Below are 24,843 nucleotides of genomic sequence, written 5' to 3' on the forward strand. Positions count from 1 at the left end.
AGCCTCCCTTCCACAGTCGCAGATTGGTGGGCTATTGCCATGGTGTCTTCCCTGCCCTTTGCACGCCAAAGCTAGCGGGTGATCTGCTCCATGAATCCGTCTATTCCCAGAGATGCAGCTCCTATGACCACGGTATTCTCCCCGTTGTCGGACACAATGAGGTTCAGTTGGTCCACCAGTTTGGCCGAGCATCGAGTCTGCAAAGCTGTCTCCACCATAGGGCGGATCCACTTGGCCAGCGGTGTAATCTTGTTGCCAATGATGATGGCCTCGGGATTGAATATATTTACAATATTTGATATGCCGATTCCCAAGTAGTACGCGATGTAATACAGGCCTTCAAGGGCCCAGGTGTTGTCTGCTTGCGCGGCCTGAACCACCGCATGGAGGACATCCGGGTGGTACTCTGGCATGACGTCTTGTACGTGGTCCGCCACCTGTCTATACAGTGCTTTGAGCGATCCGTACATTTCCCAACACCCTGTCCCTCCACACGAGCACTTGAGTCCACGCGGCTCCACGACCATGTGTCCCAGTTCTCCGGCGAAGCCTGCGGCCCCCCGCTGCAACTGGCCGTTCATGAAGATGCCCACGCCGATGCCAGTGGAAACGCTGACATAGACAAAGTGTCGAAACCGCTTGGCGACGCCGAATAACTTTTCTCCAAATGCGGCCACGTTGGCGGAATTGTCCACGAAGACAGGGATCGAAAACTCCATTTCCAAGTACTGCTTCAGATTGATAGAACTCAGCTGCAGGTTGGGGCTGTGCACGATGGTACCGCTTTCAAAATCGACCAAGGCCGGCACTCCTACCCCGATGGCCACCACGCCCAACGAAGAACCTGCATTATGACCCAGGGCCTCGTGGATACAACCCACCATGCTGGTCAAGACCTCGTCCGTACTGGTGTTATTCAATTCCCGTTTGAGCTCCCAGACGATTTGCCCTTCTAGGTTGGTCAAGGCCACATGGATATAGTCCACGTAAACCACGAGACCAATGACATAGGCGCTGTCGGGCACAAATCCCAGCAGGATTGGGCGCCGCCCCACAGCGGAAGTGGCATTTCCAATCTCCGCCACCACGCCTTTTGATATAAATTCATTTACGATGGTAGAGATCGTCGCCTTGTTTAAGTGTGTGATCTCGGCAATCTGGGTTCTTGAAATCGGGTACCGAGTCCGAATCAAGTCCAGCACAACCCGTTTATTGTATTCTCTGGTCGGTATGACTTCCCAGCCTTGCCTGACGAGCATGGATATCAGTCCTCGGGTCTCTCGATTGGTTTTCGCAAACCGTTGAATTGGTTTACATGGTAATACAAATAGGTTGGCACCCACAATTCCAGTGAGCCCCAACAACGAATGCTGACCAATATGCTTGCGTTATGTTCAGAAAATACGACCTTCCATCTCGATGGGGAGTTTGTTTTCTCAAGTTAGCGCCAAGTGGGGACTTGGTACCGAAAGACCAGACAAGCAGGACATCACCGGATGCCCCGCCGTTCATTCTTCGGCAAGTTGAAAACCCCGCCGTCTGGCGGGGCTTTTAACGTTTCAGGGATTCAGATGGTCTTGAAGACGATTGTTGTAATTATTATTAGAGAATCCCCGTCCAGTCTTGCGCCCCAAAAATCCAGCCTGAACCATCTTTCGGAGTAATGGACATGGCCTGTACTTTGGATCCCCAAAATTCTTATGCAATACTTCCATGACTCCCAAGACCGTATCCAGCCCCGCGAAATCTGCAAGTTCCAACGGACCCATTGGCAGGTTGGCTCCGAGCTTCATGGCGGTATCCACATCTTGAGGATCCTCTCCTTCCATGACCATAAACATCGCCTCGTTCCACATCGGGACAAAAATCCGGTTCACCGTAAATCCGGGCGAGTCAGGAGCCTTTATCGGGGTCTTGTTAAACATCCTCGCGAGCTCGACGACAGTATTGAACGTCGCTTGCGAAGTTCGCAGTCCCTTGATCACCTCCACCAAATTCATAACCGGCGCAGGAATGAAGAAGTGCATCCCTATCACCTGCTCAGGACGCTTCGTCCCACTTGCCAAATTTTGTCCACCATCATTCAATCTTCTCCCGAAAGATGCCTTCATCCATCAATTTCAGACTCGGCGAAATGACAGGTCTAAACTCCATCTGTTCAAGGATGTCCTTCTCCAGGTCAACCCCGGGTGCGATTTCGGTCAGAACCATGCCCTCCTTGCCTAATTCGAAAACAGCCCGCTCTGTTACGTACAAAACTGGTTTTTGAAGCCGAGACGCGTAACTTCCGCTGAACGTAATCTGAGCCACGCGGTTAACAAATTTTTTGTTTCTCCCTTCATGGACTATCTTGAGGTTTCCATTGTCCACAGTCACATGAAGCCCCCCGTTTGTGAAAGTCGTACAAAATACGACCTTTTTTGCGGGTTGGGTCACATCGATGAATCCTCCGCAGCCGACCTTGCGGCCTGCGAATTTGCTTACATTCACATTTCCAACCTGATCGATCTCCGCTGCGCCCATAAATGTGACGTCCACACCGCAGCCATGATAATGATCAAACTGGCTGGCGTGATCCAGGATGGCATCGGCGTTCACGGTGATTCCAAACTCGTTTTTCCCAGCGGGAACACCGCCGACCACTCCCGACTCGACGGTCAAAATCATATCGTCGAGGAGGCCCTCCTCGGCGCTAACCGGACCAATCACGTCCCCAGGAATGCCGATGCCCACATTGACAATTGAGTTCTTTCCCAACTCCTTTACCGCCCGTCGGCCAATAATTTTGCGTATATCGAGTGGAAGCTTAGCTATATCCCCAACCGGAACGCGTATATCTCCAGAATACTTTGGATCATACACTGCATTCGGGACCTGGCGGTGATCCAGTTCGGGATTGTCCGCTATGACGACATAATCTACGAGATATCCAGGAATCACGACGTCCTTCGGATGAATAGTTCCATACTGCACAAGATGCTTTACCTGCACAATGACCTTTCCACCGCCTGCCCTTGCCGCTTGGGCAGCGGACAAGAGCTCAAGTTTGAGCGGTTCTTCCTTCGTGCTCACATTGCCTCTTTCATCAATCGCTGTCCCTCGAATCAAGACGTAATCGAACGAGAGGCCTTTGTAAAAAAGGTACTCTTCCCCGAATATCGAGATGAGTTCCACGGGGCTATAACCACTTTGTTTGGCCCTTTCGTTAAATTTCCCACCCTCAATTCTCGGATCCACAAACGTCCCGATGCCAATTTGCGAAAAGTGCCCAGGGAGTCCGTTGGCAATGGTTCGAAATAAGTGAGTGAGCTGGCCCTGTGGCAGACAGTACGCTTCCACAAGGTTGTTTTCAATCAAGGTCCGAGTCTTGGGCAACAATCCCCAATGGCCGCCGATGATGCGAGAGATTAACCCTTCCAACGCGATATGCTCAAGCCCATTTGTGCTATCCGATTGTCCTGCCGCATGGAAAATAGTCAGGTTGCGTGGATGTCCTGACTGTAAAAACGAGTCACGAATGGCCTTTACAACCGCGTCACATTGCCCCATACCGCCAAACCCTGCGAATGCAATCGTGGCATCGTCTGGGATGATACGCGCCAAATCCATTGGATTCACGAACTCCAATTCAGTCACCCCTTATTGCCGAAGCCGTGGTGCGCGTGAGTAGGCAACCAAAATTAGGAGCAAGGTCAAGCCCTGCACAAGTTCGCGAACGCCCTGCGGGAGGCCGACGGCCACCAGGACGCTTGTCAGCATCGTCAAAACGATTGCCCCCAATGCTGCACCCACCAGCGTCCCCTCGCCGCCGGCCAACTTTGTCCCACCAATCACGACGGCCGCAATCGACAGCAGCGTGTAGTCGCTCGCCATTTGCAATTGGGCGTTTCCCGTGTATCCGACGAGGATCAAGCCAGCCAAGGCACCGATAACCCCGGAAATCATATAGGTCACGGTGACAGTACCGCGCACGGAAATTCCCGAGAGCAAGGCTGCATTTCTATTGCTGCCGATAAGGAACAACCGCTTTCCGTACGACGTTTTGTTCATGATGATCCCGAAAGCGACCAGGATGGCAATTGCCAGGACCAACAGCCAGCGAATCGGCCCCACTATCGGCTGTCCGACGGCCAAAAGAACCTTCGGAATGGCACCCGATGGCTGCCCCTTCGTGTAGGCCACCGTAAACCCATTGACGACCGAGGTCATAATGAGCGTCATGACAAGCGGAGGTATCCCAACCCATTGAATTCCAAATCCATTGATATAACCAATGGCTGCGCCAATCAGGACAAGTAAGACGACAGCGATTGGCAAACGGCTGGCTTCGCCATGAATGAAACTGGCTCCAAGCAGAGCGCCCATGGACATGACCGCACCCACAGAGAGGTCAATTCCCTCGCCGCCCGATACGATGACCATTGTTTGGCCCACCGCAGCAATGGCTAAAATACTCGCTACCGCCAGGATATTGCCGATATTGTTGAAATCGGCGAAACCTGGGCTGATCACTTGACCTAAACCAAGCAACACGAGACTGGCGATGACGGACGGGAGGTATACGTTGTTTCGCACTATCGACCAACGAAGACGCTTGTTGGGAACACTTATGATCCGTTTGACCTGCTGTTCTACCAGTTTGAACACCTCCTAAGAAACCAATTTTGGTTTTCGCGAGAGGGAAACAGATCCTATGACGCCAAGCAGGACGATGACACCCGAAACGAGATCCTGGTAAAACGGCGGTACATGCGCAGCCAACACCGTAGTCGAAACCAGGCCGAGGAATAATGCCCCTAAAATTGCGCCGAAAGAATCGCCACGGCCACCCATGAGAGAAATGCCCCCAATGACACACGCGGCAATCGCGTTGAGTGAAATTGGCAGCCCAACCAACGGATCTCCGCTCCCAACGCTTCCCGTAAGTGCGATAGCGCCGATTCCGGTCGCCAATGCAGCAAACACGTAGGTAAAAAACTGGAGCCATGCAACCGAAATGGCCGAGGCAAATGCCTTTCGCTCGTCGCATCCGAGAGCGTAGAGCCAGATGCCAATGGGCGTCTTGGACAGAAACAGCCAGAGAAGCCACACAACGGCGATGAAGTAGACAGGCGTCGGAATGCCTAGCCAATTTCCGTTGTACCAGGTGACAAAATCCATCGATGCTTGGCCACCGGGGGTTGGCATGATCCACAGTGCGACACCTGCAGCGACCGACGATGTTGAAAATGTCGTCAACAATGGATTCACTCTCAGGAACCCGATTACGAATCCGTTTAATGCACCCACTCCCACGCCAACCAACACGGCGAGCGCCGCTGAAGTTAAGACGTTCCATCCGTACCCCTGCATCGTGATGAATACAACATTTACTAGACAGACGATGGAGCCCAAAGAAATGTCAATTCCCCCGCCGAACAGGACCACGGCTGAGCCAACCGCAGCACACACCAAGGGAGCATAAGATCCAAGAAATCCAGACAATGAGGACATTGTCAGAAATCCCGGTGTAAGGACGGAGTTGATCACGGCCATCACAATCACTAGCACCAATACGGGGAATGTTGTCCATTTTAAAATGTTCATTTAAATCGCGCTCCTCTTGGCACCGAAGCTGATATGATGTTTTCTGTTGTGATATCTAAGCCTGTCAAGACTCGCACGATTTTCCCTTCATACATGACCAGAATTCGCGCCGACGGCGCCATGTGGGCCAGTTGTACAAGTTCTTCATCATCACTGGAGACGAAAACGACGCTCGAACCTTTCTCGATTAAACGGCACAGCATGTGGTGCACGTCCAACCTGGCTTGAACATCGATGCCTTTGGTAGGATCGTCAGCCAATAAAATTTTGGGATTTGTAACCAACCATCGACCAATCACGACCTTTTGTTGGTTGCCCCCACTGAGTGTGCGAATCGGTTGTTTTGCACTCGCGAACTTCACTCCCTGTTCACGCAGGACCGCATCCGCGGCAAGTCCCGTTTGCCCCATCACAAGCTCCTTGACAGCGGCGAGGTTTTCGGAAAGGGAGCGAACTGAAAAGACACCTTCTTTTTCCCGATCCCCTGAAATAAACGCCATGCGTGCGGCAACAGCCTTGCGAGGACTCGACACATGCAAATCCTGTCCCTCAAGTTTCAAGTGCACCGAACCTCTCATGCCGAACAAGGTACGCACCAAGTCGGATTGACCGTGCCCCTGCAACCCTGCTATACCTACAAATTCTCCTGGTTGAACACGGAAATCAAATTGGGTCCCAAACCGGGATAGTCGAAGTTGCGGTGCCATCAACAGTGGAGGGCCATCCGCAGTTGCCACTGAACCCGTATGGGAATGGATGACGTCAGTTACGTCACGACCACTCATCATGGACAGCAGCTCGTTTTCGTTTTTCTCCTGAATCCCCACGGTAGCGACCGTCTCTCCATTGCGCATGATGGTCACCGAGTCACAGATGGAATAAATTTCAGCCATTCTATGCGAAATAAACAAGACTGCCGTGCCGTTTTCTTTCAAACGAAAAAGCATCTGTTTCACCAATTCGACCTCTTCGCGATACAATGCCGAAGTGATTTCATCAACAATTAAAATCTTGGGTTTTTGGATCAACGCCTTTGCAAACTCCACCATGTACTGCTCATTCGCAGCCAATTCGGCGACGGTCTTCCCGATGAGATGTGACAGGTTCAGCTCGTCCATCACTTGACGGCCAACATGTTTGACTCTCGCCCTGTTTGTAAAAACACCTATGCTACGCGGAATGTCGCACATCAACAAATTCGTTTCGACAGTATGATTTGTAAATAAACTTAATTCCTGTGATGTAATGACAATCCCCAGTCGCTTGGAATGGCGAGGTGAACGGATGGAACACGTCTTATCAAACAATTTGATTTCACCTTGGTTGGGTCGAACAACACCGCCAAGGATTTTTGCCAGGGTGCTCTTTCCAGATCCATTGCCTCCCAGAATGGCTCGAATCTCTCCCGGCCGAACGGAGAGGCTCGCATCACAGAGTGCGTTTACGGATCCGAAAGATTTTTGAATGCGTCTACACTCAAGAGCATTCACGCTTGGCCCTCCTGTTCACTGGCTGTGCAGGCTACCCAAGGAGCCTGCACCCGCCATGGTGTCCTATTTATTGGAAGAACGAATCCACCTGCTTCTGCGTGAGGAAAGCATCGAGTGCGGCACCGTCGGATTTGCCTTGGCCAAGCTTCACAGCTTCCTCCAGACTGATCGACTTTGTAAATTTCAAGTTCTTCATCCACGGTGCATTAGGATTCGCATCTTTGGTGACCACATAGGGCGGATCAATCAGAATCGTATTTTTCAGATTCGGATTTAACGGGTTTGCTTGGAGTGAGTCGGACTTCAACTTTTTCCCCTTCAAAAGGTCAATCGTGAATTCAAGAGCGTCCGCACCAACGCCGGGTGCATACGATACAGCGATGGAATTCAGATTTGGCATAGACTTCCATTTGCGCAAGAATCCGAAAGTATAGTCCCCTGTCATCACTGGCGGCGTTGCATTCGCATCCTCATAGGCCCTGAGAACGCCTTCAGCCATAACGTCCTGCTCCAAAATTCCGTCGATATTTTTGTACGTTGACAGCAACGTGGACATGGAGGACTGAGCAGTCGCTTCATCCCACTTGCCGGGCACAGAGGCAAGAACTTTGATATTCGGGTATTTGCTCAAAACGTCTTTGGCAGCATTCTGACGAATGGTGTCCGCAGTGTTCCCAGAGAGTCCCGTAATTTCAACGATTTGTCCTTTCCCCTTCAATTGCTTGGCAATCCATTCGGCTTGAATCCTCCAGAACGCATCATTGTTGCCGACGACGGCATACGTACCGGAATAGGCCGCCGGGTCATTCGTGATGACAACAAGGATTCCTTTCGCCTTCGCCTTCGCAATGATTGGACCGAGAGACGTTGCCGACACCGGATCGATCATCAAAGCGTCGACACCGGAGTTGATCATTGTATTGAGTTGATTGATTTGTTGAGAAACGTCCGCATTGGAGTTGGCAACTTGTAGGCTCTTGATTGTACCATCCGCTTCGAGCGGCTTGGCGGCGTTTTTGACATCCTGCACAAATTGTGATCGCCACGTATTGCCGAAATAACCGTTGGCGAAGCCAATGACGAACCCGCTTTTTTTACCGTGACCCCAGGTCGGCGTAGACCCGGATCCTGCCGTCGAGACATTCTCGGAATTTCCTGCTTGCGACGATGTTCCCTGGTTTGAAGAAGCTCCACAAGCTGACACAGAGAGAGCGGCCAATACAGCGCTTACAGCAGACAGAAAGATTTTCTTTTTCATGCGTGTGTACCCCCTAAATGTTATTTGAGTGATGGAAACCCACAGGTCTGATACTTTTTAATGCTCGGCTCATGACCTGGTAATATGCGATCGGCAAGTTGCCGTACTCGCTGCATGCTGGCAAAGATGTCTTTGGTGCTGGTCAATATTCCGGCCGGAATATTTTCCCTGATATTGACAAGCAGATTGGCTACATCTCCAGAAATGCACAGCCGGCCTTCCTCCGTTTTCACCAGAACGGATTGGTGCCCTTCGGAATGACCAGGAGTGGGAAATACCTTGACGCCTGGAGCCACTTCGGCGGCACCTTGGACAAAATTCCAAGAAAAATAATCTACAGAATCAAAAAGTTCATGCAAGTAGATTCCGGCTTGGCTTGGAATGGGGCTGTGCGCAGCCGCCCACTCCGTTTCTTGCACAATGAAACGGGCTTTTTTAAACAGTTTGTTATTCCCGCAGTGGTCGTAGTGAAGGTGTGTGTTGATCACAATATCGACATCGTCTGGCCCCCATCCCAGGCCTTCCTTCAATGCCGTAACAATCTGTTCGTCATCCTCCTGGCTGCAGGGAGCTACGTGATTCCGCACCCACTGTGCATCGTGAATTCCGGTATCCACGAGGATGTTATAACCACCCCCGTAGATGGCCACTGCCCACATGGGGATGACCATGGATTGTCCGAAATCCTGATTGTACGTGAGCGTGGACTTTTCAACGGTCAATTCCCCCATTTTGAGCGCCATAACCTTCCAAGTTTGCATCATGCATCCCACTCCGTTTCATAGACTAAAGAACCATGCCACCGCCAACATTGAGAACTTCACCCGTGATATACTCGGCTTCGTCGGAAGCCAAGAACGCAACCAGATTGGCCACATCCTCCGGCTTCCCGGCCCGTCCCAATGGAATTTTGCTGATCATGATGTCCCACACTTTGTCCGGAACCCCTCTCGTCATTTCGGTATCAATGAATCCCGGGCAAATCGCATTCACAGTAACGTTGTATTTAGCGAGTTCTCGAGCGGCCGTTTTGGAAAGCCCCACGACACCGGCCTTGGAAGCCGCGTAATTGGCTTGTCCAATATTGCCGAGCCAACTGGCGGACGCGATATTAATAATCCGGCCAGACTGCTTTTCGCGCATGAGCTTGGCAGCAGCCTGGACGCAATGGAAGGTTCCCGTGAGATTCACCGAAATGACTTGCTCCCATTGTTCATGTGTCATCTTGTGAAGCATGGCGTCACGATTAATCCCAGCATTGTTCACCAAGACATCGAGAGTTCCGTATTCCTTTATCACCGTTTGAAATAGCGCATCCACCTCGTCTTGTTTTGCAATGTCGCACGGTACGAAAACAGCTTCTCCCCCGGCCTCCCGGATCAGGGAGACAGTCGCGGTGCCATTTTCTTCGCTGACATCAACGACCGCTACTTTTGCCCCTTCCTTGGCTAACTTCACCGCTATGCCTTGTCCAATTCCCCGGCCAGCACCTGTAACAATCGAAATCTTATCTTGTAAGCGCATAATGATTCCCCTTTTCTATAAAGTCCCTTAAACCAAAAGCCGTGGGCAAATAGATGGATGGATGGGTCTGTTTCAGGTCTTCAGCAATTTTTGGCGTGAAATCCATTTGACCAAGTATGTCCTTGTTCAAATCAACACCCGGCGCAATTTCCACGAGCTCCCAACCCTCGTCCGTCAACTTAAACACAGCCCGCTCAGTTACGACCAGAACATGCTGCCCCCTTTCCAACGCCAATCTCCCGTTGAATGAAATTTGTTCCACTTCGTTGACAAACTTCTTTTCAGACCCTTCGTTGCATATCACGAGTTGTTGCTCCGAGACGTCGACCTTCAAGCCACGAACCGTGAATGTTGTACAGAAGATCACATTTTTGGCGAACTGCGTAATATCGATGAATCCCCCGGCACCCGTTGAACGCCCCGCAAATTTAGTTGAATTCACATTTCCATGGCGGTCCACCTGACCCACACCCATAAAGGTGAAATCAACCCCTGTGCCATTGTAAAAGTCGAACTGGGACGTATGTTCAATCAAGGCCTCCATGTTCTTGGCAATCCCGAAGTCAATTCCACCCAAAGGAACGCCGCCGTAAACCCCCGACTCAACTGTGATGAGGATATCGTCGGACAGTCCCTCTTCAACTATCACGCCGCCAATTTCGTCATTTGGTATACCTGTGCCTAAATTGATGATTGCGTTTCGTTTTAATTCCATGGCGGCACGGCGGGCGATGATCTTTCTCGCACTCAGCGGGGTAGGTTCGATAGTGTCCAGCGGGACACGAATATCACCGCTGTATGCCGGATCAAAGTAGAAACTCGAGGTTTGTCGATGGTCTGCTTCCGGATTGTCAGAGACGACAACCACATCCACGAACACCCCAGGGATCCCAACCTGTTTTGGATGAAGAGTCCCCTTGGCCGCGACACGTTTGACTTGAACGATGACGATGCCGCCAAATCGCTTTGAAGCCAGCACTGCTGGGAGCACTTCCAGTTTCATTGCTTCGTCTTCAAACGTTATGTTTCCGTTCTCATCTGCGGTAGTGCCGCGAATCAAGCAGACGTCAATGGGCACCTGGTGATAAAAGAGATATTCTTCGCCTTGAAACTGGACGACATCGATTAAATCCGGCAGTTCGCGCGTACGCGCGTTCATTTTCCCTCCCTCAATGCGTGGATCGATAAAGGTTCCGAGGCCCACCTTGGACAGATGTCCTTTAAGACCACTCCCCATGTCTCTCAAGAGGTGCGTCACCTGACCCTGGGGCATGCAATACGCTTCCACCTGATTTCTGGATATTAATTCCATCCATTTGGGAGCCAATCCCCAGTGAGATCCAATGACTCGTTTGGTCATGCCGACATGCGCGAAGTGTTGAATACCCCGATCTCGATCAGACTGACCCGCAGCATGAAAAAGTATCAAATCGCGGGGATGTCCGGTCTTCAAAAATCTTTCTTCCAGTGGCTTCAGTACACTTTCGGAAGCACCGACCAAAGTCATACCCACCGTCAACACAGTATTTCCGTCTTTGATGAGTTCCGCGGCTTGTGACCCATTTAAAAATTTTGGACGCATGCTGCCTACCCCTACTGACAGTTTTCAAAAATGGTCGTAACCCCTTGACCGCCGCCAACACACATACTGACAGCCCCAAATTGAACATTGCGGCGCTTCATCTCGTAAAGTAATTTGACCGTCAATATCCCTCCCGTTGCCCCAATGGGATGGCCCAGCGCGATGGCGCCCCCATTCACGTTCACCTTGTCGATATCGAGTCCCAGTTCGCGAATGTCGACAATGGTTTGCACCGCGAATGCTTCATTTAATTCGAAGAGATCGATGTCGCCAATCGACAATCCAGCGCGCTTTAGAGCGATTTGTGTAGCTGGAACAGGACCATAGCCCATTGTCGCTGGATCACACCCTGCAACGGCAAAACTTCTTACCTTCAGCAAGGGTTGGAATCCCATCTTCTGTGCTGTGTCCGCCCCCATCAAGACGACAGCGCCAGCCCCGTCGTTGATCCCGGAAGAGTTTCCCGCTGTGACCGTACCACCTTCTATAAAAGCCGGTTTCAGCTTGGCCAGCTGATCCAATGTGACATCTCTTGGGTGTTCATCGACCGCAAACAATGTCGTGGATTTTCCTTTTTTCACTTCAATCGGCAAAATTTCTGATTTAAATTTTCCGGTTTGAATTGCCGCCGCGGCGCGCTGTTGCGTCAAGACCGCCCATTCATCCTGTTCTCGCCGACTGATCCCAAATTTCTTTGCCAAATTCTCGGCAGTCACTCCATTGGGATACGGGCCCATCGGCCACGTTAAAATCGTCAGCAGACCATCTTCGAACTCCCCATGCCCGAAACGGTACCCGAATCGCGCCTTCCGAACATAATACGGAAGCTGATTCATATTCTCTGTCCCGCCCGCGACAATCACATCGGCATAGCCGGATTGAATTTTCAACACAGCGGAATTGATGGCTTCAAGACCGGATCCACACTGACGGTTGACCGCATAGGCGGTGGTCTCTAACGGAAAGCCGGCTTTGAGAGACACCATTCTGCCTAAGAATCCGCTTTCGGCGACCTGGCCAACATTCCCCACAATCACTTCGTCGATGCACTCTGGCGGCAGTCCCGCCCTTTTCACAGCTTCCGCAAAAACCATGCCGCCCAAGTCTGCCTGGTGGACATCTGCAAGACTTCCGCCCATTGTCCCGATTGCACTGCGAACACCGCTGACAATCACAACCTCACGCATAATCATCAACCCCTTTACGATTGGGAACGATTCCAAAATTACCTTTACAGATTCACTGTCTCATTCGCTTGTCCTAACCATGCTACCGGGTATACTGAATTTCAGGGAACAATCAACCCACCGATGATTCGACAGATTTCACAACATACTAGGCACCCCTATTTGGAATCGATCCCAAAATTGTCGAGCTTACCGTGATCCAACATATCAACCGCCAATATTTTTCATCTTCGCGAAAATGATTAACTGGTTGTGCCTTGCATAGCATCTTTTGGCGGCGGGGCTGTCGTTGAGCGAACCACCAACTCTGGCATAAAGGTGATGCGCTGCGTGAACTCAGCTTCGCCACGAATTCGCTGCAATAAAAACTCCATCGCGGTCGCACCCATTTGATAATGCGGTTGTCTCACCGTCGTAAGGTCAATCGGCGCCACTCTCGCGTACGGCAGGTCATCGTACCCGACAATGCTCACATGATCAGGTATCTTCACTCCCTTCCGCAGAAATACGTCAATCACTCCCAAGGCCATAAAGTCATTAGCGACAAATATCCCTGTCGGTCGATTCGATTGCGCAATCCACCGCTCTGCAAATTGCCGACCACTCTCCAGTAATAGATCCCCCTCCACTATATCGCGTTCCATACATTTTATTCCGTGATCTTGGAGGGCCTGTTTGAATCCCGCAATGCGCTCTTGACTGGCCGTGGACAGCGCTGGTCCGGATAAATGCGCAATGTGCGTGTGACCTAGTTCAATCAGATGTTTCGTCGCGAGATAAGCACCTTGAAAATTGTCGACGATGACTACATCCGTTTCAAACGATCTCATATAACGATTGAGCATGACAATTGGACACTTTATGTTACGAAGAACAGGCACCAACTCCTGCCCATCAAGAATTGACATCAAAATCAACCCACTGAAAGCAAATTGCTGGGCCCCCTGGAGGTAAAACAATTCCCGGTCGATGTCGTAGTCTGAATTGAAGAACACGACCATATACCCGGCTTTATGGGCCACATCCTCGACCCCCCGGGCAAGCTCGGCATAAAAAGAGTTACGGATATCCCCAACGAGCAGTCCAATCATCTTGAGACTACCTTTTACCAATCCTTGAGCTATCGGGTTGGGTCGATAGTTTGACTTTCGGATAACTTCCTCCACCAATTTCCGCGTTTGGGGCTTGACATTGGGATGCCCGGTCAACACTCGCGATACAGTCGACCGCGATACCCCTGCTAGTCGGGCAATTTCATTGATAGTCAGTCCTTCTCGATTTTCAGCCATATAGCCTTCACACCTTCAGTTTTGGGAACGCTCCCAAACGCCCGCGCCCCAAATATACATTCTCGAATGTTAATTGTCAATCCACTCTCACAATCTTATTTGTTCCATTCATCTATGAGGGCCCATGCCTCTCCTCGGATCGCGTTCTCAGGCACCATCACAGAGGAACGGATCGTCTCACGTAGGCTCACCTCCAAGAAGTATGCGTTATTGAGGAACCTTATGCGGCGGCCCCGTTGAACCCCGAACCACCAGTTCCGGTATGAAAATGACGCGTTTTCGCGTGTGTTCTTTGTTGCGTATTTGCTCCAACAACAGGTTGACGGCCTGGGCGCCCATATCTGTCATCGGTTGGGATACGGTCGTCAGAGCCGGATTGACAAGGTGAGCCAGAATGGTGTTGTCGAAACCGACCACGGAAACATCTTCTGGAACGTGCAATCCTTTATCACGAATGACCTGGATGGCGGAAATCGCCAGCAAGTCGTTGGTCGTAAACAGTGCGGTGGGCGGGTCCGCTCGGCTAAACAGCTTGTTCGCCGCCTCCCTGCCCGCCTCAATGGACGATTCCGAGCTCACTATCAGGCTTTCGTTCACTGGGATAGACCATTCATGGAGTGCACTCTGATAGCCTCGGACCCGTTCCCATCCGCACTTCAAGGGCTCCGTAATTACGCCGATTCTTTGGTGGCCAAGCTCCAGAAGGTGTTTTGTCGCGATGAGACCGCCGATGAAATCGTCAATGGATACGGTATCTACAAGAATATCCGGGATGTCGCGCGCAATGAGTACCACCGGAATTTCTTCTTCAATCACCATTTTCACGAGATGGGTGTCCTCCTGGAATCCGGAGGCAATGATGATTCCGTCCACCATCTGTCTTTTCAACAATCCCAAGTACTCTTCCTCACGCTGCGGATTGTAATCCGTGCTGCAAATGATCGAACTGTAATTCACCTGACGCGCATTCGATTCCACCGATTTCGAGATGGCGGCAAAAAACGGGTTGTTCAAGTCAGGGATGACGATACCTAACACATACGTCGATTTCCCGGTCAGGGCCATGGCCGCATTGTTGGGTTGGTACTGCAATTCTTTCATCACTTTAAAAATGCGCGCTTTGGTCGCTTCCCCAATTTTGCCGCGACCATTCAGGACCTTCGACACGGTGGAAATCGATACACCAGCCCGCTCCGCCACGTCGTAAATCGTTGGCTTCATCCCAGATACTCCTTGTAGATTCAATGCCCCAGTCGAACTACTTTATCCAGGTGTGCTTCGCATCGCGTTGGAATACCCATGTCCGAACCGGACCTGCCATTACATTCAGATAGTATAGATCATATCCGGGAGGTGCTCCAACCATATGATACCCGCGTGGAACGAGAACCACCTCTCCGTTGCGGGCGACTACGGTCTCATCAAATCCTCTCTCTTCGTCGTAGACTCGTTGGATGCAGAATCCGTGCGCTGGTTTTATCCGGTGATAATAGGTTTCTTCCAGATACGCCTCGTGCGGCAAGTTGTCCTCGTCATGCTTATGGGGCGGATAGCTCGACCAGTTCCCGTTTGGCGTATATACTTCCACCACGAGCAAGCTGTCCGCCGCGTCCGTGTCAGCAAGGATGTTTTGAATGTACCGTTCCATCGGACCGTGGCCACGCGTTTCCGTTTTTACGTCTTCCGGTCGGATCACACGGCTCGGGTAAGTTCCTTTCCCGGGGGCTTTGCAAATGGCCAGCTCCGCATCTTCCACAGCCTCAATCTGGCACGCCTCATCCGTGGTCAGATACAGGGCATAGGGCGGCCTCCGTTCAAACACGGTTTTCCGTTCACCGATCACGGACGTTGTAAAGCCCTTGCTGTACGCGCGCACCTTCCCAGACAGAATGACGATGCACACTTCGAGATCGCCGGTTTCCGTGTGGAACGTCTGCCCGGCAGATAATGACCGGACTTCAAAGTGCACATACTTCCAACCCACGGACTCGGGCGTCAGGGACAGCCATTCGCCCTTGCCATCGGGTGCAGGTTGCGGACGGACGATGAGATTGCTCATGGAAACAACTCCTCCACTCATTGAAATCGCTCCTTCATTCGTAGTGCACGGTGGATCGCCTGCATCATCGCGTCTTCATCCAACTCATACTTTTTGAGCAGGGCATCGCTCGGACCCGACTCCGAATTCTTGTCTTTCACGCCCACGCGGACTATCGGCACCGGCCATGTCTCAGACAACGCTTCAGCCACCGCGCTGCCGAGGCCGCCGATAATGTTGTGTTCCTCCGCCGTGACAATCGCGCCCGTCTTTTGCGCCGCAGAAACGATGGACGGAACATCCAACGGCTTGATACAAGGCACGTGCAACACCCCCACGGACAGCCCCTGATCCCGCGCCAGGTTCGCTACCGCCACCGCCCGGGGCGTCTGAATCCCGGTCGTCACCAGTGTCACGTCGGTTCCCTCACAAAGCCAGACCGCTTTTGCCACGTCATGGGCAGCACTCGACGGAAATACAATGGGCGACGGATCGCGGGCCAGTCGGATGTAGACGGGTCCAGAGTGTTCATTCGCCCACTTCATCACGAGACTTACTTCCACCGCGTCGGCCGGCGCAAAGATGGTCATGTTGGGAAGTGCCCGCATCACGGCGATGTCCTCAAGCCCCTGATGCGATTTTCCGGTCTTCCCATTCAACAATCCGCTATAGGCACCCACGAGCTTGACGTCGAGTCGCGGCTGCGCCACCGAAACGAGCACTTGGTCCAGCGCACGCCTGGAAGTGAACGCCGCAAAACTGGTCACCCACGGCTGCAGCCCGACCGCCGCCAAGCCCGCCGCGACTCCCACCATGTTCTGTTCCGCAATCCCCATCTGCAGAAACTTCTCCGGGTTCTCATGCGCCACCCGATCTACTTTCGTCGAGTTCGCCAAGTCCCCGTCTAACGCATAGACTCTCTCATCCGCTTGCGATAGAGACAGCAGCGACTCCCCAAAAGCGTCCCGCATGGCCACGCGTTCTTCGGTTAGATACAAGGTGTTCCCCCCAATTCCAAGAGTGCGTCATTCAGTTCCTGAAGGGAAGGGACCTTCGCATGCCAGACATAGTCATTTTCCATGAAGCGAACCCCTTTGCCCTTCACCGTGTGGGCAATCCATATCGACGGACGTCCCGGTGCCGCCGGTGTGTGCAGCGCCGCCAACAGCTCGGCGATGTCGTTGCCATCGTTCACGACACCCACGTTCCACCCAAAAGCCGCCCACCGCTCTTTTGGATTGGCAACAGGGCTGGCGCGCAGACTTCCCTTTCCCCAGCCAAACTGCTGAAGTTTGTTGAAGTCCATGATGACAATGAGATTATCCAGGCCATACTTCGCGGCGACATCTGCGGCCTCCCAGACCTGCCCCTCTTGCGATTCCCCGTCACCAATCAAGCAAAACACGCGAAACTCGCGACCTTGGAGCTTCGCGCCGAGAGCCATTCCCACCGCGGCAGACACCCCTTGCCCGAGCGATCCGGTCGACATGTCAATCCCCGGCAACAGCTTCATATCCGGGTGGCCCTGGAGTCTGGAATCCATCGCGTCGAACGTATCCAGCTCGGAAATCGGAAAGAACCCCCGCATCGCCAGGACCGTGTAGAGTGCAATCGCCGAGTGTCCCTTCGACAAGATGAAGCGATCCCGATCTTCCCACGTCGGGTTATCCGGATGGACATTCATGACATCAAAATACAAAGTCGTCAGAATGTCCACCGCAGACAAGGGTCCGCCGAGGTGTCCGGCTCCTGCCTTATGGATGGTGCGCACGATGTGTTGGCGGGCCGTGCGGGCGAGTTCTCTCAATTCTTCGATGTGCTCCACGTCCGTAACTGCCTTAGTCATAAAGGAATTCACCCCCTATGGATTGAATCAAGTCTTCCAAATACCGCTTGGAATGTCCGACAAACTCATACGGATTGTATCGAGCCGGATCCTGTTCTCCCTCAATCATCAGCCAGCCGGTGAAACCCGAATGATAGATGCGCTCCAAAATTGGCTTGAAGTCGATACAGCCGTGGCCGGGTGTCGTGAACACACCTCGCCGAATCCGTTCTTTGAACGGTGAGCCTTTTGCTCGCTCAGCGCGGCATACCTCTTCTCGCACGTCTTTGAGGTGAATGTAACCAATGCGATGTGCGTATTTCTCGAACAAATCGAGCGGATTGATTCCGGCATTATACGCATGCCCCGTGTCATACAACAGGTACACGAGATTCGGATCCGTCGATTCCATCAGCCGGTCAATCTCTTCCATCTTCTCTACCACTGTCCCGGCGTGATGGTGGTAGACCAGCTTCATCCCAAACGATTGACAAATCTCCCCGGCTGCATGAAGCCCCTCGATGAGCCGCGCCCACCCGTCGTCATCCAACGGGGTCACAGTTGCACCAGGCTGGGACGCATCCAGTACGGATCCGCCCAGTTCGGCGGTGCTGATGACTTTCGACCCAAGCTGGCGCAACCTATCCGCATGCCGTTTATACGCTTCCAACTCACGCCGTCGCGACTCTTTGTCGGAGCCATCCGCCCAGCTAAAATACACGGACTTCCACTGACTCACGACGCGAAGTCCTCGGGGGCGTAGAACGGCTTGCAAACCGGTCACGTCTTTGGGGAATTTCCGCACCACTTCGATGCCGCGAAAGCCCAAACTCTGAATCTCGTCCAGCACCTGTTCTGCCGTGTACCAATCCCCGTGTTCCAGTACATCCTCGCCAATCCAGTTGATGGGATGCACGCCAAGCCACAGTTTTCGAGTCCCCATGCTTTGTCCTCATCCCCTTTTTTTGGTACGTGAGGGAGCATTTTGGGCGCTGACGAAGCAATGCACCGGGGAGTTCTGCCCCCTTTCCGGACTCCTTCTAAATCGGGCGCGCGTTTCTCGCCATCTCCTGCATCCTGACCGCCGCCGCCCGCACATCCTCGTCACAGGAGGTTTCCGCCACACCGAGCCGCCACCAGGAATCGTACCCCGCACTCCCGGACCGGGGAACTATCTTGACATCGATGAGCGTGGTCACATCTGTATCTCGGCTTGCCTGCAAGGCCTGCCGCAGCTCTTCGACAGTCTGAACCTGGAACGCGGCTGCCCCGAGGCTCCGTGCATGGGCGGCAAAGTCTATCGGCAGATACTCTCCCGTCAGGCGACGCGTCTGCGCGGCCTTATAGCGGAACTCGTTGCCGAAGCCCTTGCTTCCTTGGCTGCATTGCAGGCTGTGAATGCACTGGAATCCATGGTTATCAAAAAGCACGATGATAATCTTTCTGCCCTCTTGAATGCTGGTCACCAGTTCGGAATGCAGCATTAAATAGCTGCCGTCCCCGACCAATGCATAGACGTCGCGATCCGGTACGGCCAGCTTGATGCCGAACGCACCGCTGACCTCGTAGCCCATACAAGAAAACCCGTATTCCATGTGGTACGTTCCCGGCGATTTCGTATGCCACAGGCGGTGAAGGTCGCCGGGTAGGCTCCCAGCGGCACAGACGATGACGGCGGTCTCGTCGATAAACTGATTCACCTCGCCAATGACTTGGGTTTGCGTAAGTCCCTCCGGTTGTGACCGCGCGACAAGGCGTGTCACTTCGTCTTGCCATTTCTGCTTGAGTTCGGCCAAATCGGAAAGTGAATGTTCCGATTGGTACCCCCGTGCGGCCAGGGCCGTCTGCAGTTCGGTCAAGGCGGCCTTCGCGTCACCAATCAATGGAAACGCCTGCAGTTTGTACGCATCCGCTCTCGAGACGTTGATGGACAGGAACTGAACATCGGGATTGGAAAATGCGGTCTTGGAGGAAGTCGTGAAATCCGTGAACCGAGTCCCCACACCAATGACCAAGTCAGCCTCACGCGCGATCCGGTTGGCTGCCGCCGAACCGTTCACCCCTACGGCGCCGAGATTCAGCGGGAAGTTACTGACGATGGCGCCCTTTCCCGCCTGCGTTTCGGCAACGGGGATATGAAAGGCATTCGCAAAGGCCTCCACAGCCTCCCCGGCTTCGCTGTACCGTACACCCCCGCCGACGATGAGCAATGGCTTGCGCTTCCTGGCAATCATGTCAACGGCGATGGACAGGGAAGACTCGGCGGGGCGCAGGCGGTCAATGACGTGCACGCGCTTCGCCAAAAATTCCACCGGCCAATCGTATGCCTCTGCTTGAACATCCTGTGGCAGTGCCAGGGTTACCGCGCCGGTCTCTGCCGCATCCGTCAGGACGCGCATGGCATTCAGCAGGGCCGGCATCAGTTGTTCCGGCCGATTGATTCGGTCCCAATATTTACTCACCGGACGAAACGCGTCATTCGCCGTGATGGTGTAGTCGTGAGCGTTTTCAATCTGCTGGAGCACCGGATCGGGCTGACGGCAAGCAAACACGTCCCCGGGCAGAAAGAGAACCGGGATGCGGTTGACCGTCGCCGTTCCGGCTGCGGTGACCATGTTCAGCGCACCGGGACCGATAGAGGAGGTGCAGGCGTAAATCGCGCGCCGATTCATCTGCTTGGCAAACGCAATGGCGGCGTGGGCCATGCCCTGTTCATTCTTGCCTTGAATGAATTCGAGAGATCCACGGTGATTTTCGATGGCCTCTCCCAGGCCCGTGACGTTGCCATGGCCAAAGATCCCCATGATGCCGCGGACAAACTTGGATTCCTTCCCATCCACCAAAACGTATTGGTTGTCGAGAAACTGCACAAGGGCTTGTGCGACGGTGAGTCGAACCGTATGCACCAGGCTCCCTCCCATTTCCGAGATGGTTTCATGAGACGGCGGCCGTCTGACGGACTTCCTCCACATAGACCCTGCGCCCTTCGTTCGCCGACAACGTGAAGGCCTCGGCCACGATAGAATCCTTCAGGGCTTCTTGCACGGTTATCATTCCGGGTGTCCCATCCACCACACTCTTCACCCAGGCCTTCACTTCCTCCACAAAGGCTCGGCCAAACACATCCAAATAATCGGTAAATCCTTGCCGAACAATTCCTTGCTTAGAGAGAAGGGCGAGGTCACGACGTTCATCCAGTTCCACGAAGACCGATCCGGTCTCCCCCCACACCTCTGTGCGGATGTCACATCCGTGATGGGCGGTACGGCTCGCCCCGACGTACCCTAAACCACCTGAGGCGAACTGCATCACGCCGAGGACATCTTCGAAGTCCTGCATTTCTTTTAGATACTCCGTGTCCCCATTCGTACCAAGGCCCTCGACCCATTCCACCTCGTCGTTCATGAACCAGCGAATCAGGTTAATGTCGTGGATGACCAAATCACGCCAGATGCCACCCGACGTTCGAATGTACCTTGCGTCTGGACAAACGCGGTCGCGACTGGTGCTAAGGCACACGAATACCCGACCGAGATCGCCGGACCTAACAATCGTATGGGCGCGCACATAATCGGGCAGAAAACGCCGCTGGTACCCGATGTGTACGGGCACTCCCGCTTCCTCAATCAAACGGCACATCTGGATGCAATCCGTCAGATTGCTGGCTAACGGTTTTTCAAGCAGCAGCGGCTTTTTGGCTGCTAACAAGAGTTGCTCCACGACCGGTAGGTGTTGGTCTGTCGATATGGAGACGACCACCGCGTCCGCGTTCCGCACGCCATCCACAAGCGAGGTCGTGAAGGGGACCCCTAACTCTTCGGCTACGGCCGCGCCCCGCCGGGACCTCCCAATCATGGCCGACACACGAACACCTGACAACGACTGAAGGATCTCCGCGCGACGGCGGGCCAGCCCCCCGGCTCCGACAACCGCAACATTCAGCATACGCCTTCCCTTCTCTCTGTGATGTTCACCGCATGGTTGCGCCTCTGGGACTCGGCGGCTGCATACGCGACCCGTTCCGCCTCCAGCACACTCGCCACGTCGACTGGAAACGCGGCCCCTTTGCGCACACAATCCAGGAAAACGGCAATCTCGCTGCGGTAGGCGTCTTCAAACCGATCCGGGAAGGAATGCATTTGCCGTACCATCCCCTCCGCCGTGAATCGGGTCGTCTTGTCCCGTGGCGCCTCCCCGATTTCCAGCGACCCCTCGGTTCCGAAAACCCGCATGCGGATGTCGTATCCGTATCGTACGGATCGGCTGAGGAGAACCTGGGCGATGGCACCCTCGTCAAGGTTGAGCAGAACCGCGCCCTCTTCCGGATCGCCAAGTTCTTGCATGTAAGCGTTCCGCCACAAACCGCCGCTGATGGAACGGACGCGCACGACACGTTGACCGGTCAGCCACTGAATCAGGTCGTAGTCATGTACGCCCATGTCAAAAAACAGACCGCCAGATTGTGGAACAAACTCCGGTGTCGGAGGGGTTTGATCCCTGCCAATCGCGATGACACTGAGGACCCGGCCAATTTTCCCCTCGGAGATGTACTGTTGCGCCGTCCGATACGCGCGGTCGAAGCGCCGCATGTATGCGGGCATAATCAGGTGCAGGTTGTTCATCGCCCGCAACTTTTCGAGATCCCCGGCTGAGAACGTGAGCGGCTTCTCGACCATGGCCGGGACCCCATATTGCAGCGCCATTTCAATGTATTCCAGGTGTGTACTCGTAGGAGTGGTGACGATGACGGCATCCGCTTCTTGAAACACCGATTCTGGGTTTGGACCGACACGGCTCTGTAAACTTTGGGCAATCCGCTCGCTGCGCGTCGCATCTAAATCCCACACGACGGACACCACACACCCAGGTGTTTCTGTGACATTCCGTGCATGGAGTTCTCCCATTCTGCCGGCCCCGATGATGCCTACCTTGAGCAGTTCCACGTTTCTCCTCCTATGCCTTCATAAACATCGCGAACTTTGATGGGCCTCTTTTCCTTGAACGAGCGCATGGCCGCGTGCGCGATGCACTCTGCCTGGAATCCGTCGTGCCCCGTCACGAGAGGAAGCTTACCGTTTCGGATACATTCGATAAAAGATTTCACTTCTTCGGTATAGGCTTCATGGTATCGGTCGAGAAAGAAGGATTTCGGCGCATCGCGATACACACCACCCTCTGTCCAGAACTGGGCTGTATTCTGATAGTCGTTGTCCACCACCATACAGCCCTGGGATCCAAAAACTTCAACGCGCTGGTCATAGCCATAGACCGCCTTGCGACTGTTGTCGATCACGCCAATCGCCCCGTTATCAAACTTCAAAACCGTGACTGCGGTATCGACATCGCCCACCTCGCGGAACGTATCGTCGATAAGGACCTCTCCCTGGGCATACACCTCTTCAACTTCCCCGCCCACGATGTACCGTGCGAGATCAAAATCATGGATGGCCATGTCCAGAAAAATTCCGCCGGAAGTTTTGATGTAGTCGGCTGAAGGAGGATGAGGGTCCCGTGACGTGATTTTCAGGATATGACTTTGGCCGAGAGCCCCCTCCGTCACCGCCCTTCTCAGCCGCTTGAAGTTATGATCAAACCTCCGATTGAAACCGATTTGCAAGCAGATGCCGTTTGCTTGTGCGGTGTCGACGGCACGGCACGTCTTCTCGAGTTCCATACTTACCGGTTTCTCGCAGAATACGTGCTTCCCCACCTGAGCCGCTTCTTCAATGATTTGCGTATGCAGGTCGGTCGGTGCACAGATGAGAATCGCTTCAATCTCTGAATCAGAAAGAATATCTTGATAATCGTCGGTAACATCCTGTATTCCGATATCCTTCGCCCACGTGCGGATCGCATCGACATAGATGTCGGAGACCGCTTTAATCCTCACCCCCTCAAATCGGCGAATGTTTTCTGCGTGCAACTTTCCAATTCGCCCCGCACCGATGATTCCAACTGAGATTTCGCGCACACGCCATGCCTCCTCAGCCCCCGATTCCGGATTGAACCAGCTTCTCCATCTTTGACACGTTGTCCTTCGTCACGAACAACGTCCCCGTATTGACATCCACGGGCGACATTCCATACTTGGCCGTCAAGTAGAGTTCTACGACGGACATGTAAGCCTGGACAAAAGGTTGCTGGTCCACCGTCCCCAGGTCGATGCCCTGCTGAATGGCGTGCAAGGTGTTTGGATCGATGTCGAAGGACGCGATTTTCACCTTGTCCTGGAGGTTATTTTGTTTCAGGAATTGGACGGCAGGTATCGTCTCCTGCGGTCCCAAACTAAAAATGAGATCTACGTTCGGATGTTTGGCAAAGTAGCTCTGCAAGATGGAAATGGCCTGGTTCGCGTCGGTCCCGATGTTGAGCACATCGACCGCAACTCCCTTCGGTTTTAACACCTGCTCAATCCCTCGTTCTCTCCAAGTCAGATTGAGTGCTCCAGGCTGGCTATTGAGGATCACCGTATGGTCGCCTGAGTGCAGTTGGTTGAGTAGATGACTCGCGAGAAAGTCGCCGGATTGTGTTTCGTCCTGGCCGACATACCCTTTCACAGGCACACTCTTCGAGAAATCCTGCGCGTTGAACGAAATGACGGGAATTCCATGGGCTTGCGCCTGCTTGATGGATTCATTGAATGCTTTGGGATCCGGCAGGGTAACCGCTATCCCAGCTGGTTTTGCCGCAATCGCTGCATTGAGCAGGTTCACTTCGTCTGGAATGCTGAAGGTCTGTGGTCCCTCAAAAATCGCCTTCACACCCAGGTCCTTCGCCGCCGCCTGCACCCCTTTCTGCTCCACGGCCCAGAATGGATCTGAGGGTCCGCTATGCGCAATGACGTAGAACGTAAGTTTCGAGTTCCCCGTCTGCTTAACCGTATTCGAGTTGCCCGACGGTTGGTTTGCCCCTGAGGCACCGGAGGATGAGTTTGCCGAGTTTGTGTCGGATGTTGAACACCCGACCGTGAACGTCAATGCCCCAAATGCACAGAACGAGGCCGCAATGGCTTTTCTCCATAATCTCTTCATGAATTTGCCCCCTTACAAAACTTTATCGATATA

At 53.3% G+C, this 24,843-nt stretch carries 22 protein-coding genes; all 22 read right to left on the minus strand.

Annotation, left to right across the window (positions count from 1 at the left end; genetic code table 11):
• Window positions 1–71 precede the first annotated feature (71 nt).
• Window positions 72–1,259, minus strand: a complete 1,188-nt coding sequence (locus ASH01S_RS12280; protein ID WP_067928654.1) for an ROK family protein — start codon at window positions 1,257–1,259, stop codon at window positions 72–74.
• Window positions 1,260–1,559: 300 nt separating this feature from the next.
• Window positions 1,560–2,066, minus strand: coding sequence for a 3-hydroxyacyl-CoA dehydrogenase family protein (locus ASH01S_RS12285; protein ID WP_067928656.1), 507 nt, complete (start codon window positions 2,064–2,066; stop codon window positions 1,560–1,562).
• 13 nt (window positions 2,067–2,079) lie between these two features.
• A complete protein-coding gene (locus ASH01S_RS12290; protein ID WP_067928705.1) occupies window positions 2,080–3,609 on the minus strand; it encodes an acyl CoA:acetate/3-ketoacid CoA transferase in 1,530 nt (509 codons plus the stop codon).
• Between the two features lie 30 nt (window positions 3,610–3,639).
• On the minus strand, window positions 3,640–4,647 hold the full coding sequence (locus tag ASH01S_RS12295; RefSeq protein ID WP_067928658.1) for an ABC transporter permease: 1,008 nt from the start codon (window positions 4,645–4,647) through the stop codon (window positions 3,640–3,642).
• Between the two features lie 3 nt (window positions 4,648–4,650).
• A complete protein-coding gene (locus ASH01S_RS12300) occupies window positions 4,651–5,586 on the minus strand; it encodes an ABC transporter permease (protein ID WP_067928659.1) in 936 nt (311 codons plus the stop codon).
• A complete protein-coding gene (locus tag ASH01S_RS12305; protein ID WP_083517111.1) occupies window positions 5,583–7,076 on the minus strand; it encodes a sugar ABC transporter ATP-binding protein in 1,494 nt (497 codons plus the stop codon). Before ASH01S_RS12305 ends, ASH01S_RS12300 begins: the two co-directional genes overlap by 4 nt.
• A 67-nt stretch (window positions 7,077–7,143) precedes the next feature.
• Window positions 7,144–8,334, minus strand: a complete 1,191-nt coding sequence (locus ASH01S_RS12310) for an ABC transporter substrate-binding protein (RefSeq protein ID WP_067928663.1) — start codon at window positions 8,332–8,334, stop codon at window positions 7,144–7,146.
• 20 nt (window positions 8,335–8,354) lie between these two features.
• Window positions 8,355–9,098, minus strand: a complete 744-nt coding sequence (locus tag ASH01S_RS12315) for an N-acyl homoserine lactonase family protein (protein ID WP_067928665.1) — start codon at window positions 9,096–9,098, stop codon at window positions 8,355–8,357.
• A gap of 22 nt (window positions 9,099–9,120) precedes the next feature.
• Window positions 9,121–9,858: a 3-oxoacyl-ACP reductase FabG gene (gene fabG, locus ASH01S_RS12320; protein WP_067928667.1), complete on the minus strand. Its 738-nt coding sequence runs from the start codon at window positions 9,856–9,858 to the stop codon at window positions 9,121–9,123.
• On the minus strand, window positions 9,842–11,440 hold the full coding sequence (locus ASH01S_RS12325; RefSeq protein WP_067928669.1) for an acyl CoA:acetate/3-ketoacid CoA transferase: 1,599 nt from the start codon (window positions 11,438–11,440) through the stop codon (window positions 9,842–9,844). The genes fabG and ASH01S_RS12325 overlap by 17 nt, the downstream gene beginning before the upstream one ends.
• A gap of 11 nt (window positions 11,441–11,451) precedes the next feature.
• Complete coding sequence (locus ASH01S_RS12330) at window positions 11,452–12,627, minus strand: thiolase family protein (RefSeq protein ID WP_067928671.1); 1,176 nt, start codon at window positions 12,625–12,627, stop codon at window positions 11,452–11,454.
• Between the two features lie 242 nt (window positions 12,628–12,869).
• Entirely contained in the window at window positions 12,870–13,916 is a 1,047-nt protein-coding gene (locus ASH01S_RS12335; RefSeq protein WP_083517112.1) for a LacI family DNA-binding transcriptional regulator, read from the minus strand.
• Window positions 13,917–14,123: 207 nt separating this feature from the next.
• Window positions 14,124–15,137 carry a LacI family DNA-binding transcriptional regulator gene (locus ASH01S_RS12340; RefSeq protein ID WP_067928675.1) on the minus strand — a complete coding sequence of 338 codons (1,014 nt, stop codon included), beginning with the start codon at window positions 15,135–15,137 and terminating at the stop codon, window positions 14,124–14,126.
• A gap of 37 nt (window positions 15,138–15,174) precedes the next feature.
• Window positions 15,175–15,975, minus strand: a complete 801-nt coding sequence (gene iolB / locus ASH01S_RS12345) for a 5-deoxy-glucuronate isomerase (RefSeq protein WP_067928677.1) — start codon at window positions 15,973–15,975, stop codon at window positions 15,175–15,177.
• A gap of 17 nt (window positions 15,976–15,992) precedes the next feature.
• Window positions 15,993–16,952 carry a transketolase family protein gene (locus ASH01S_RS12350; protein WP_245629057.1) on the minus strand — a complete coding sequence of 320 codons (960 nt, stop codon included), beginning with the start codon at window positions 16,950–16,952 and terminating at the stop codon, window positions 15,993–15,995.
• Window positions 16,943–17,800: a transketolase gene (locus ASH01S_RS12355; protein WP_067928679.1), complete on the minus strand. Its 858-nt coding sequence runs from the start codon at window positions 17,798–17,800 to the stop codon at window positions 16,943–16,945. Before ASH01S_RS12355 ends, ASH01S_RS12350 begins: the two co-directional genes overlap by 10 nt.
• The gene (gene iolE, locus ASH01S_RS12360) at window positions 17,793–18,722 is read right to left on the minus strand and encodes a myo-inosose-2 dehydratase (protein ID WP_067928680.1); all 930 of its coding nucleotides are present in this window, start codon (window positions 18,720–18,722) and stop codon (window positions 17,793–17,795) included. The genes ASH01S_RS12355 and iolE overlap by 8 nt, the downstream gene beginning before the upstream one ends.
• Before the next feature lie 97 nt (window positions 18,723–18,819).
• Entirely contained in the window at window positions 18,820–20,685 is a 1,866-nt protein-coding gene (gene iolD, locus ASH01S_RS12365) for a 3D-(3,5/4)-trihydroxycyclohexane-1,2-dione acylhydrolase (decyclizing) (protein ID WP_067928682.1), read from the minus strand.
• 28 nt (window positions 20,686–20,713) lie between these two features.
• Complete coding sequence (locus ASH01S_RS12370) at window positions 20,714–21,724, minus strand: Gfo/Idh/MocA family protein (protein WP_067928684.1); 1,011 nt, start codon at window positions 21,722–21,724, stop codon at window positions 20,714–20,716.
• Window positions 21,718–22,722, minus strand: coding sequence for a Gfo/Idh/MocA family protein (locus tag ASH01S_RS12375; protein WP_067928685.1), 1,005 nt, complete (start codon window positions 22,720–22,722; stop codon window positions 21,718–21,720). Before ASH01S_RS12375 ends, ASH01S_RS12370 begins: the two co-directional genes overlap by 7 nt.
• Window positions 22,704–23,750 carry an inositol 2-dehydrogenase gene (iolG, locus tag ASH01S_RS12380; RefSeq protein ID WP_067928687.1) on the minus strand — a complete coding sequence of 349 codons (1,047 nt, stop codon included), beginning with the start codon at window positions 23,748–23,750 and terminating at the stop codon, window positions 22,704–22,706. Before iolG ends, ASH01S_RS12375 begins: the two co-directional genes overlap by 19 nt.
• Before the next feature lie 13 nt (window positions 23,751–23,763).
• Window positions 23,764–24,810 (minus strand): sugar ABC transporter substrate-binding protein, encoded by a 1,047-nt coding sequence (locus tag ASH01S_RS12385; protein ID WP_083517113.1) that lies wholly within the window; start codon window positions 24,808–24,810, stop codon window positions 23,764–23,766.
• Window positions 24,811–24,843 lie beyond the last annotated feature (33 nt).

It is taken from the genome of Alicyclobacillus shizuokensis NBRC 103103 (assembly GCF_001552255.1).
Classification (GTDB): domain Bacteria; phylum Bacillota; class Bacilli; order Alicyclobacillales; family Alicyclobacillaceae; genus Alicyclobacillus_G; species Alicyclobacillus_G shizuokensis.

Bases quoted from the DNA above. Each gene is read 5' to 3' on its own strand.
- ASH01S_RS12280 (WP_067928654.1), bottom strand. From the start codon at position 1,259: ATGCTCGTCAGGCAAGGCTGGGAAGTCATACCGACCAGAGAATACAAT.
- ASH01S_RS12290 (WP_067928705.1), bottom strand. From the start codon at position 3,609: ATGGATTTGGCGCGTATCATCCCAGACGATGCCACGATTGCATTCGCA.
- ASH01S_RS12300 (WP_067928659.1), bottom strand. From the start codon at position 5,586: ATGAACATTTTAAAATGGACAACATTCCCCGTATTGGTGCTAGTGATT.
- ASH01S_RS12310 (WP_067928663.1), bottom strand. From the start codon at position 8,334: ATGAAAAAGAAAATCTTTCTGTCTGCTGTAAGCGCTGTATTGGCCGCT.
- ASH01S_RS12315 (WP_067928665.1), bottom strand. From the start codon at position 9,098: ATGATGCAAACTTGGAAGGTTATGGCGCTCAAAATGGGGGAATTGACC.
- fabG (WP_067928667.1), bottom strand. From the start codon at position 9,858: ATGCGCTTACAAGATAAGATTTCGATTGTTACAGGTGCTGGCCGGGGA.
- ASH01S_RS12325 (WP_067928669.1), bottom strand. From the start codon at position 11,440: ATGCGTCCAAAATTTTTAAATGGGTCACAAGCCGCGGAACTCATCAAA.
- ASH01S_RS12330 (WP_067928671.1), bottom strand. From the start codon at position 12,627: ATGCGTGAGGTTGTGATTGTCAGCGGTGTTCGCAGTGCAATCGGGACA.
- ASH01S_RS12335 (WP_083517112.1), bottom strand. From the start codon at position 13,916: ATGGCTGAAAATCGAGAAGGACTGACTATCAATGAAATTGCCCGACTA.
- ASH01S_RS12340 (WP_067928675.1), bottom strand. From the start codon at position 15,137: ATGAAGCCAACGATTTACGACGTGGCGGAGCGGGCTGGTGTATCGATT.
- iolB (WP_067928677.1), bottom strand. From the start codon at position 15,975: ATGAGCAATCTCATCGTCCGTCCGCAACCTGCACCCGATGGCAAGGGC.
- ASH01S_RS12355 (WP_067928679.1), bottom strand. From the start codon at position 17,800: ATGACTAAGGCAGTTACGGACGTGGAGCACATCGAAGAATTGAGAGAA.
- iolE (WP_067928680.1), bottom strand. From the start codon at position 18,722: ATGGGGACTCGAAAACTGTGGCTTGGCGTGCATCCCATCAACTGGATT.
- ASH01S_RS12370 (WP_067928684.1), bottom strand. From the start codon at position 21,724: ATGCTGAATGTTGCGGTTGTCGGAGCCGGGGGGCTGGCCCGCCGTCGC.
- ASH01S_RS12385 (WP_083517113.1), bottom strand. From the start codon at position 24,810: ATGAAGAGATTATGGAGAAAAGCCATTGCGGCCTCGTTCTGTGCATTT.